The 10,311-nt window shown below is 47.7% G+C and carries 12 protein-coding genes; all 12 read left to right on the top strand.

What is annotated here, in order from left to right; all coding sequences use genetic code 11:
• A partial coding sequence (locus Q0257_RS00600) for an ABC transporter permease (RefSeq protein WP_298020233.1) occupies positions 1-137 on the top strand: 137 nt, incomplete at its 5' end.
• A complete protein-coding gene (locus tag Q0257_RS00595) occupies positions 134-904 on the top strand; it encodes an ATP-binding cassette domain-containing protein (RefSeq protein ID WP_298020230.1) in 771 nt (256 codons plus the stop codon). The genes Q0257_RS00600 and Q0257_RS00595, both read left to right, overlap by 4 nt.
• Positions 905-1,379: 475 nt before the next feature.
• Positions 1,380-2,309 (top strand): MlaD family protein, encoded by a 930-nt coding sequence (locus Q0257_RS00590; protein WP_177389034.1) that lies wholly within the window; start codon positions 1,380-1,382, stop codon positions 2,307-2,309.
• A gap of 2 nt (positions 2,310-2,311) precedes the next feature.
• A complete protein-coding gene (locus tag Q0257_RS00585) occupies positions 2,312-2,875 on the top strand; it encodes a hypothetical protein (RefSeq protein WP_298020226.1) in 564 nt (187 codons plus the stop codon).
• A complete protein-coding gene (gene ruvA / locus Q0257_RS00580) occupies positions 2,872-3,426 on the top strand; it encodes a Holliday junction branch migration protein RuvA (RefSeq protein ID WP_298020223.1) in 555 nt (184 codons plus the stop codon). The genes Q0257_RS00585 and ruvA overlap by 4 nt, the downstream gene beginning before the upstream one ends.
• Positions 3,427-3,449: 23 nt before the next feature.
• On the top strand, positions 3,450-4,481 hold the full coding sequence (locus tag Q0257_RS00575) for a D-alanine--D-alanine ligase (protein WP_298020220.1): 1,032 nt from the start codon (positions 3,450-3,452) through the stop codon (positions 4,479-4,481).
• A 59-nt stretch (positions 4,482-4,540) separates the two neighbouring features.
• Complete coding sequence (locus tag Q0257_RS00570; RefSeq protein ID WP_177389042.1) at positions 4,541-4,759, top strand: type II toxin-antitoxin system Phd/YefM family antitoxin; 219 nt, start codon at positions 4,541-4,543, stop codon at positions 4,757-4,759.
• The gene (locus Q0257_RS00565) at positions 4,749-5,480 is read left to right on the top strand and encodes an alpha/beta fold hydrolase (protein WP_298020218.1); all 732 of its coding nucleotides are present in this window, start codon (positions 4,749-4,751) and stop codon (positions 5,478-5,480) included. The genes Q0257_RS00570 and Q0257_RS00565 overlap by 11 nt, the downstream gene beginning before the upstream one ends.
• 882 nt (positions 5,481-6,362) lie before the next feature.
• Positions 6,363-8,159, top strand: coding sequence for a Mur ligase family protein (locus tag Q0257_RS00560; RefSeq protein WP_298020215.1), 1,797 nt, complete (start codon positions 6,363-6,365; stop codon positions 8,157-8,159).
• 248 nt (positions 8,160-8,407) lie between these two features.
• Positions 8,408-9,088, top strand: a complete 681-nt coding sequence (locus tag Q0257_RS00555) for a DNA alkylation repair protein (RefSeq protein ID WP_298020212.1) — start codon at positions 8,408-8,410, stop codon at positions 9,086-9,088.
• Positions 9,089-9,186: 98 nt separating this feature from the next.
• Positions 9,187-9,555 (top strand): pyridoxamine 5'-phosphate oxidase family protein, encoded by a 369-nt coding sequence (locus Q0257_RS00550; RefSeq protein ID WP_177389050.1) that lies wholly within the window; start codon positions 9,187-9,189, stop codon positions 9,553-9,555.
• Positions 9,556-9,872: 317 nt separating this feature from the next.
• Positions 9,873-10,311, top strand: a 439-nt coding sequence (locus Q0257_RS00545; RefSeq protein WP_298020209.1) for an SDR family NAD(P)-dependent oxidoreductase, incomplete at its 3' end; no start/stop codon positions are given.

Raw genomic sequence — 10,311 nt, 5'->3', positions numbered from 1 at the left:
GCATGCGGGGTTTCGAAGTAAAAGGAAATACCCAAAGCATCGGCGAATACACCACCATTAGCGTCGTAAATGCGATATTTTGGGTCATCGCGATCGACGCGGTATTTGCGGTTCTGTTTTCGGAAATCGGACTATGAGCGAGCAAGTGCAATCCAGCGAAAGCGCTAAAATCATAGTCGCACGCGACGTTACTACCGCGTACGGATCGCGCGTTATGCACGATTGCGTGAGCTTTAGCGTCAAAAAGGGCGAAATTTACGGCTTTTTAGGCGGCAGCGGCAGCGGCAAAACGACGTTAATGAAAACCCTCATATTTTTAAAACGCCCGCAAAGCGGCGAGATTAAAATTTTCGGGCGCGATATTTGGCGCGCGAGCGAGGCGGAGCAAAACGAGATCCGCCTAAAATGCGGCGTGATGTTTCAGTTCGGCGCGCTTTACAGCTCGATGAGCGTGCTCGAAAACGCAGGCGTGCTGCTGCGCGAATACTCTAAATTTAGCGAGCGCGAGATAGATGAGCTATCGATGTTTTGGATCCAAAAGGTGGGGCTTAAGAAGGAGGCTGCTGCGCTTAGCCCAAACGAGCTTAGCGGCGGTATGAAAAAGCGCGTGGCGCTGGCTCGCGCGCTAGCACTTAGCCCTGAAATTTTATTTTTGGACGAGCCAAACTCGGGGCTTGATCCGCTCAGCGCCAGAGCCCTTGATAGGCTTGTTTGCGAGCTTAGAGACAGCCTCGGCGTCACGGTCGTGATGGTGACGCACGACGTGGATAGTATCTTTGACATTTTGGATCGGTTTTTGATCGTGGATAATCAGAAAATCGCTTTTGAAGGAAACATCGAGGAGATTTCAAGCCTAGAGAATAATCCGCTTGAAGAGTTATTTAAGATGCGACAAAGAGATTAGGCTTTGAAATTTACCGAGCTAAAATACAGCTCGCGGCGGGTAAAATTTAGATAGGTAGGAGCTGAAATTTTAAAATAGCAGCGGAAGAATTTTAAATTTTAAACCTAGCGAGGAATTCCGGGCTCCGCAGGGCTTAAATTTTAAAATTTAGACCTTAGCGGCTCAATCGAAATTTTAAAATTTAGGCGGGTCGTATTTAAGGGCGCATTTATTGGATAGCGCTTTTAAATTTTAAAATTTTGACGAGCAAGCGGCGTTAAATTAAACCGGGGCGGTAAAATTTTACGCTAAAATACGGCGCGGCGATATTTTGAAATTTCAAAATGCACGCTAAGCTTTAAAATTTAAACTCAGATGATTCTGCAAATTTTGCGACTATTTGAGAAAGTGCTAAGTTTTAAAATTTAAGCCCAAATGGCTATTTTAAGGCATATCGCAGGGCTTAAATTTTACGCTCTGAAATTAGGAGAAAAGATTGGAAAATAGAACTTCATACACGATAGTAGGCGCATTTGTTATGATCTGCGTCGCGGCTCTTACGGCATTTATGTGGTGGATGCTTACTAAGACCGACCGCGGCGAGAGCTACCGCTCCTACTATATCCACACAAAAGAGCTTCCCGTAGGCATTAAGGAGAATTCTGAGGTTAAATTTATCGGCGTAAATGCGGGCATCATCAAAAGTATCGACTTTGCCGATATCGAAAATGCGATCATCGAGATTGAAATTTCGGTAAAAAGCAAACTGCCGATCTCGCAAGATAGCGTCGCTAAGGTAGAATCTCAAGGCATCAGTGGAATCGCGTTTATAAATATCACGAAAGGAAGCGGCAAGCTTTTTCCGCCGAATGATAAAAAGCCGATAATTGCGCTGGATAAAACGCTTCTTGATAAAATCGGCTCCAAAGCCGAAGTCATCACCGATAGCGTGAGTGAGATGATCTTTAAGATTAATGGGCTGTTGTCTAAGCAAAATACCGATAAAGTGGATAGAATTCTATCTTCGATGGATAAATTTAGCGCTGAGCTAAGCGATGAGAAAAAATTCCAAAGCTTAGACGCACTGCTTGCTAACGTAAATACTCTCATAGCAAATTTAAACGAGCGCGAGAAAGAGCTAGACGCGCTGTTAGATAATCTAAACGCTTTTGCCGTGAGTGCTGCCAATCTATCGAATTCGCTGGATAAAACCGCAGGCATCATCACTAAGCGTATCGATCGCGGCGAGTACAATCTAAAAGCGATCTTGGATCCTACACTTGAGGAGGCAAAAAACACTCTTGGCGAGCTAAAAAAATCGCTTAGAGAATTCCAAGGCGCGATGTTTAGGCTAGAGGACAATCCTTACGATTTCTTTTTCAAAGACACTTCTAAAGGCGCGGATCGCGACGATAAAAAGGAATAAAGATGAAAAATTTTATAAAGTTTACGCTTGCTGCGACGCTGACAGCGATATTTTTAGGCGGCTGCTTAGCTAAGCAGGCTAAGCCATACACCTACTACGAGCTGCGTTATGATCAAAAGCGCTGCGTAAATCCTAGCGGTGCACGTAAAAATATCTTTATCGACACCATCACGGCGACCGATCTTGTCGATAGACGGGATATTTTAATAGTGGATTTTAGAAACCGAACGCGGTTCGCAAGCGACGCCAAATTTATCACGATGCCTAGCGAGATGGTATATAAGGCGCTGCTAGATGCGGCATTTTCCACCTGCTCGCTAAATCCGATCTTCGTGCCAAAAGAGCGGGATTTGCGCCTAAAAACCAGTATCGTAGCGCTTCAGATCGATAACGATCAGGCAACCGTTACGATGGGATATGAAATTTTAAATTCTTTAGAAAGCATAAAATCAGGCATCGTCACTAAGCGCGTTTTCGTGCCTGATCCTAGCTCGCAAAGCATTTATAATGCCCTAAATTTAGCGCTTAATGAGAGCATAAACGAAATTTTAAAGGCTCTTAGATGATAGCGGCGATCGAAGGAATTATCACGCGCAAAGAGCCCACTGCTTGCGTCATTAAATGCGCTAGCGGCGTGAGCTACGCTCTTTCATTGTCATTAAATACCTCCGCGAAGCTCACGCAGGGCAGGCTGACCGAGCTTGCGTGCGTTCAAATTCTGCGCGAGGATGCCGATTCGCTGTACGGGTTTTTAGACGAGAGTGAAAAAAGGATGTTTGAAACCCTAATCAAGCTTAGCGGTGTAGGTGCAAGCACGGCGATGGCGGTTTGTTCGACGCTCGCTCCGCAGGATTTCGCGCGTTGCGTAGCTACGGGGGATGCTGCGACGCTAACTTCAGTTCCAGGTATCGGTCCAAAGACCGCTAGACGGATCATTGCCGAACTGGGCGATGCGAAGCTAATGGAATTCGGTCCTAGCGAGACTTATAAGAACGAAGCGGCGTCCGCGCTACAAAGCCTTGGATTTAAGCGCGATAAGATCAATCAAATCTTAGCGGGCTGCAGTAGCACGAATACGTCAGATCTTGTCAAAGAGGCGTTAAAAAAATTAGCGTAGAAAATAAAATTTGAAGGAAAACAATGAAATTTGGCTTAGTTTTTGGAGCTCAGAGCTACGAGCACGAAGTAAGTATCATCTCGGCAATTGCCGTCAAAAATGCCCTAAAAGGCTGGGACTTGGAGTTTATATTTTGCGATAAAAATCGTAAATTTTACCGCATTGAGGATAAAAATATGCGCGCGGCATATTTTAAGCAGGGCGGCTATGCTAAAGCAAAAGAGCTTAGTATCGGTGCGGGCGGATTTTTTGAGAGTGGAATGTTTAGCAAAAGCATGCTAGAAGTCGGCACATATATCAATCTAATCCATGGCTGCGACGGCGAGGATGGCAAAATGGCAGCGCTATTTGAGTTTTTTGGCATCCCTTATATCGGACCTCGCATAGAAGCTAGCGTGCTAAGCTATAATAAAATTTTAACCAAGCACCTAGCTGTAATCGCAAATGTAAAAACCTTGCCGTATGAGATCGTAAATCGTACCAGCCTGCCTAATTTTAATTTTCCGATCATCGTTAAGCCCGCTCATTTGGGCTCTAGCATCGGAATTTCGATAGCCAAGAACGAAAGCGAGTTTAGCTACGCGCTGGATCAGGCTTTTGAGCTGGACGATAGCGCGATCGTAGAGCCATACTGGGAAAACGTAAAGGAATTTAATCTCGCAGGCGCTAAAATAGACGGCAAAATCGTATTTTCAAACATCGAAGAGCCAAAAAAAGAGGGCTATTTAAATTTCGATCGTAAATATTTGGATTTTTCGCGTAGTGGCGCGATCGAGCCCGCTCGTCCTGGCGCTTTGCTAGAGGGCAAGATGAAAGACGCCTTTACGCGGCTTTATAACGCAGGATCATTCGATGGCGCGCTCATTCGCTGCGATTTTTTTGAAAAAGAGGGCGAAATTTATCTAAACGAGATAAATCCGAACCCAGGCAGCCTCGCAAACTACCTATTTGATGATTTCTCCGAGGTTTTAGCAGCTCTTGCTTCGTCGCTGCCGCCGATGAGGCAGATCCCTGTAAGCTACGAGCTGATCACCAAAATCACCGCTAATAAGTAGCCAATCGTTTAAAATTTTACGCTAAATTTTGCGTAAAATTTTACCCCAAAGGTCAAGCCATGATAAATCAAGACGAAATTTACACCGCTACCGAGATCGTGCGCAACTTCAGCACCGTTTTAAACAAGATCAAAAACCAAGAGATCAAAAAAGCCCTGATCGTCAAAAACAACAAATTTGAAGCCGTGATGATCAGTATGAGCGAGTTTGAGCGGCTCGAAAAAGCAGTCGAGCTACTCAAGGCCGTTTACGCCAAAAGGAGCGGCGGTGGCGAGTAAGGAGCTCGTCTGCGGCGGCGAGAGCTACAAAATCAGCTACGAAATTTCAAACCTGCAGCGTGCCGAATATATTTTGGTGCTGCACGGCTGGGGCGCAAACAAGGCGCTTATGTCTAGGGTTTTTGCGGATAAATTCCGCCGTTACGCGTTAGTGTGCGTCGATCTGCCGGGATTTGGCGCCAGCTCGCAGCCCGCGCGCGCCCTTGGCAGCGAGGATTACGCGGAGATTATGCGTGCCTTTATCGCGGCTTTCGGCAGGCAGCCCGCAGCGATCATGGGGCACAGCTTCGGCGGCAAGATCGCTGCATTGCTGGCTCCGCGCAATCTCATACTGCTAAGCAGCGCCGGTATCATCGAGCCCAAGCCTTTTGCCGTGCGCGCCAAAATCGCGATTTTTAAAATTTTAAAAAGACTTGGACTGGCGGGGCTTTGGCGTGCGTTTGCGAGCAAGGATGCCGCAGGTATGAGCAAGACGATGTATGAGACGCTAAAAAACGTCGTAAATGAGGACTTCCGCGATATTTTTTCTGCGCTAAGCCCGCAAAATGCGCTCATCTTTTGGGGCAAGGACGATCGCGCCACTAGCCTAAAAAGCGGCGAGCTGATCCACTTGCTCATTAAAAACAGCAAATTTTATCCGCTGGCGGGGGATCACTTTTTCTTTTTGCAAAGCGCGGATTTTATCGGCGAGCAGATCGAAAAGGAGCTTAGCGGCAGCTAAATTTAACGATTTGGCGCCGCACTAAATTTAAAACGAAACGCAATTTAGTGTAAATTTTAAAATTTAGCCGCGAAATTTAAGTGCCGCTAAAAATCGCGCTTTAGTTGCAAAAATAGATCGCGCGAAAAGCGAGGTGGCAGCGAGTGTATTTTAAAAAGCGTTTCAATGCGGCGCTTTAATACGGCTTATCTTGCGGCGCGCGTTTTAAATTTTGCATTGTGCTTGCGCTAAAATCGCAAGCCAAGGCGTAAATTTAGATTATAAAGTCGCGAGCACGCGGCATATATTTAAAATTTAGCGGCGCAAAATCTGCTCTTTGGGTGTGTAATTCAAAACGCAAAGCTCAAATTGCGGCGTGCCGCGTTAAATTTTAAAATTTTACGCCGTAGCGGATCGTTTCTGCTCTGCGCTCGCGATTGCGGCAGCCGTACAATAGACGACAAAACCGCGTGCGTGCACCGAAAAGCGGGCAATTAAATTTAGTCGCACCGCGCCATGTATTTACCGCGACATAAGGTCTATGTGCCGTAAATAATGCAAATCATTGCGCGAGGTAGGTCTCAATATCGTAAGATACGCAGCGCGCGAAAATTCCAGGTCGCGAGAGATGGATACTGTGCGGTATCGAAAATGGAGACGTGGCGCGGCACAGTATCAATAACGAAAGAGCGGCGCGACAGCGTAAATTTATCTAGCGCGCGGCTCGTGCAGCCAACGCGAGAGCGTGAATTTACGAGCTAGCGAAGTTTACAAAAATAAAATTTGCAAAGCGAAAATTCGTAAAATTTGCAAATGAAGTCGAATGCCGGTTAGTCCGAGCTCGCCGCGTTTGCCCGCACAGGCTCGCAAAGCGGGCGCGTAAATAAAAAGGAATTTTAAAAGATGAATATAATATTTTTGATCGCGCACGCGGCATTCGTCCTGATGCTCGGCTTTTATCTGATCACCTGCCTGCAGTGGTTTTCGTACAAGCCCGCGCGCATCATCTTTCACTTCACCAAACCCGCGTGGCACCTCTATTTTTTGATTTTGCCGCTGGCGGCGTATTTTGGCTGCGAGATCGCGGTGGGCCTCTGTGCGGCCAAATTCGGCGCCGCGCCCCTCCATGCCCTGCACATCGCTAAAATTCTAATCGTCGCGGTCTATGCGCTAGCGCTTTATTTTTGGCAAAGAGGGCTTGATAAAAAGCTCGTCTTTACGCCGCGCGTGAAGCGATTTTTTGTGATTTTAGCGCTCTGTGCGTTTGGCTTTAGCGCCGCGTTTTATGCCGCAGAAGCTCCGATTTTGCCGATCTTCTTACCGCTTGGCGCCGCTCTTGCGGCGAGTTTTGCTTACGAGCGGGCGCAGGCTGCGAAATTTAAGGCCGCCGCACGCAAAAAACTGGCCCAGATGCCCTCCCTTACGATCATTCAGATCACTGCGAGCTACGGCAAGACGAGCATTAAAAATTTCTTGTATCAAATTTTAAAAAGCGACTTTCGCTGCTACAAGACGCCGCGCTCGGTAAACACGCTAGCAGGGCTCGTGCGCGACGTAAACGAGGCGCTACCCGCAGATACGCAGATATACATCGCCGAAGCAGGCGCCAGGCTAAGCGGCGATATCGCCGAGATCACCGAGTTTTTGGCACCGCAGATCGTCGTCGTGGGCGAGATCGGCGCGCAACACATCGAGTATTTCAAAAGCATCGAAAACATCCGCAAAACCAAGCTCGAAGCGCTCACAAGCGCGCGGCTAAAGCATGCGTTTTTGCACAGCTCCACGCAAAAAAGCCCAGATGAGCGCGTCACGATCTACGACGAGGGGCTGGAAATTTGCGGTGCGGATCTGGACGGAATAAAATTTAGTCTTAACTTGAGCGAGAATGAGCCCCTCGTAAGCGGAGAGAATTCCACGCTGCATGCAGACACATCCGCCGCAGGTGGCGAAGGGCAGGGCGATTTGAGCTTAGATGCAAGCAGTGCGGCATGCGCGGAAAAAGACAAAAATTCTAAAAATTACGGCGCCGATTTTGACGATGCAAATTCCATATCCTGCGCCGAACAAAGCGAGCGAGAATTTTGTGAACAAGCCGCTCGCGCCGCTAGCGACGATAAAATTTGCGGCGACAAAGAGCAGGGCGCGCAAGAAGCTTTGAGTGAGCGTAAAATTTCAAACGGGCGTAGCGAACAAGGAAAGAGACATGAGTTTTTCGCGCCGATTTTGGGCAAATTTAACGCGGCAAATCTCGCCGCGTGCATAAAGATCGCGCGATTTTTAGGGCTTAGCGCAGATAAGATCAAAAGTCGCGTCGAACGCGTCGACGCCGTCGAGCACCGCCTCGCGCGGCTCGATGCGGGCGGCAAGATCATCATTGACGATAGCTTCAACGGTAATCTAAGCGGCATGCTGCAAAGCTACGAGCTGATGCGAAGCTACGGCGGGCGCAAGGTCATCATCACGCCGGGCATCGTCGAGAGCATGCGCGAGGATAACGAGACGCTCGCCGCCAAAATCGATGAAATTTTTGATCTCGCGATCATCACGGGCGAGCTAAATTCCGAGGTGCTGCAAAGTAGGATAGACCCCGCAAAGACTATCGTTTTGAAAGATAAGCGCGATTTGCAGCGGGTTTTGAGCGAAAATACGCATAGCGGAGATCTGATTTTGTTTTCAAACGACGCGCCGAGCTTTATTTAAGCGGCTTTAGTGGCACGACTTGCTCTGCCCTGAGGCATACTGCGCGATTTAGCAGTCGCGTTTTTTAGGCAAAAGACTTTGAGCGAGTGCGGCAAGCGACTTAAACGCGATCTATCGGGCGATGATTAGTTTGAGCGTGCGGCGCGATCTGTTTAAATAAAAGCCCTGTGCGGCGAAATTTCGGTGCGCCGTTATAAAATCGTAATCTCGCGCGCGATTAAATTTACGATCAACTTTAAAGGAAAGTCATGGATTTACGAGAAAAGATGCTAGGGCAGCTGCGGGCGTTAAGCGAGGAGAAGTTCGCGCAATTTTCGCAGCGCCTAATACCCGCGCCGCAGATTTTGGGCGTGCGCACTCCCACGCTGCGCGCGCTTGCCCGCAAAAGCTTCTCCGCTTTGGGTGGAGCAGATGAAGCGCGGCGTGAGCTGCAAAATTATAAGCCCGTTTTTCACGAGGAGTTCGTGCTAAAGGGCTTTTTCATAATGCTTTTGAAGCAGGATGAGGCGAAATTTGAGCTTGCGAGCGATTTTATCAAAACGATGCCAAATTGGGCGGTTTGTGATATGTTTGCTCCGAAATTCAGGAACGCCGCTTTTGCGGACGCGCTACTAAAGCAGGCTAAAAACGGCGCGGACGAGTTTGAGAGGCGATTTTTCTACGTTTATTTTATGCGAAATATGGGCGCGATCTCGCCTAAAGAATTTCTTGAAATTTGCGCTGCCGAAAGCGACGAGCGGTACTACGTGCAGATGGGCGCGGCGTGGGCGATAGCGGAGATGTTTATCAAGCAGCGCGAGATCACGCTTGCGTTTTTGGAGAGCAAGCGGGCGGTTAAATTTATCCAAAACAAGGCGATATCGAAGATCCGTGATAGCTTTCGCGTAAGCAAAGCCGAAAAAGACGCGCTTTTGAAGTATAAAATTTAACCGCGGCGGAAAGTAGCGGAGGTAGTTAAAATTTCAGTTGCGCGCGGGGCTTGTCAGCCAAAATCGCGAGCTTTAAAATGTAAATTTAAGGAGAAAAAATGTTTAGCAAGGAATTTTTGGAGATTTTGAATTATGAATGCGCCGTAGGTATCGCTACCTGCGCGCAGGGCGAGGCTCATATCAGCAATACGTGGAACAGATATCTCGTCATTAAGGGAGATCGCATCCTCATCCCGGCTGCGGGTATGAAAAAGACGCAAAGTAATGTGGAGGCTAATCCAAACGTCGAGCTTAGCGTCGCTACAAAGGAGCTAGCAGGCAGGTTCGGAGCGGGGCGTGGCTTTGTAGTGAAGGGCACGGCGCGTTTTATTGATAGTGGCGCGGAGTTTGAAGAAACGAAGGCGAAATTCCCTTTTGCTACGAGGCTACTTGAAATCACGGCTAGCAGCGTAAAACAGGTGCTGTAAGCCAAGCGGCGCAGTTTGGGTGGAATTTACGGATGAAATTCCGCCGCGAGCTTTACGATGAAATTTTGCCGTGAAATTTTATCGTAGGATTTGAGATATGAAATTTCAAAGTCGGCGAAATTTTGTCGTAAAATTTTAAGGTCGGTAGAATTTGATCGGCAAAATTCTACCGCAGAATTCCGAAGTCGGCGGAATTTTAAACTAATAGAATTTTAAAACGGGTAAAATTTTAAGGCCTGCAAAATTTCGAAGTTTGCAAGATCCATAAATCTCGCTCAAATTTTTAGAACCTAAATTTAGGTATTGAAAGGAAAAGTATGAAACGATTAGAGGGCAAAACAGCCGTAATTACGGGCGGAAGCGACGGCATAGGGCTTGGCATCGCAAAGTGTTTCGCCGAAGAGGGCGCAAATTTGATCCTGCTCGGCAGAAGCGAGGAGAAATTAAAAATCGCGCAGGAGGCATTGGGCGGTTACGGCGTGAAAGCTTACGCGGTAGAGGCAGATTTGGCGCAAAGCAAAACGATAAAAGGCCTTTGCGAGCGCATTTTAGCGCTACCTCTTAAGATAGATATCCTTGTAAATAACGCCGGGTTGGGAAAATTCGTACCGTTTGAGGCGACCGACGAAGCGCTGCTGGACGCCCATCTAAACCTAAACGTCAAAGCGCCCTATCTGCTTACTCAGGGGCTTTTGGGCGCGCTTGCGACTAGCAAGGGCTGCGTGATAAATATCTCGTCGTATTTTGCGAACCGAA

Source organism: uncultured Campylobacter sp. (genome assembly GCF_938018035.1).
In the GTDB taxonomy this organism is placed as follows: domain Bacteria; phylum Campylobacterota; class Campylobacteria; order Campylobacterales; family Campylobacteraceae; genus Campylobacter_B.
Note: the sequence above shows the minus strand (reverse complement) of the source record. Positions and strands in the feature narration are given on the sequence as shown.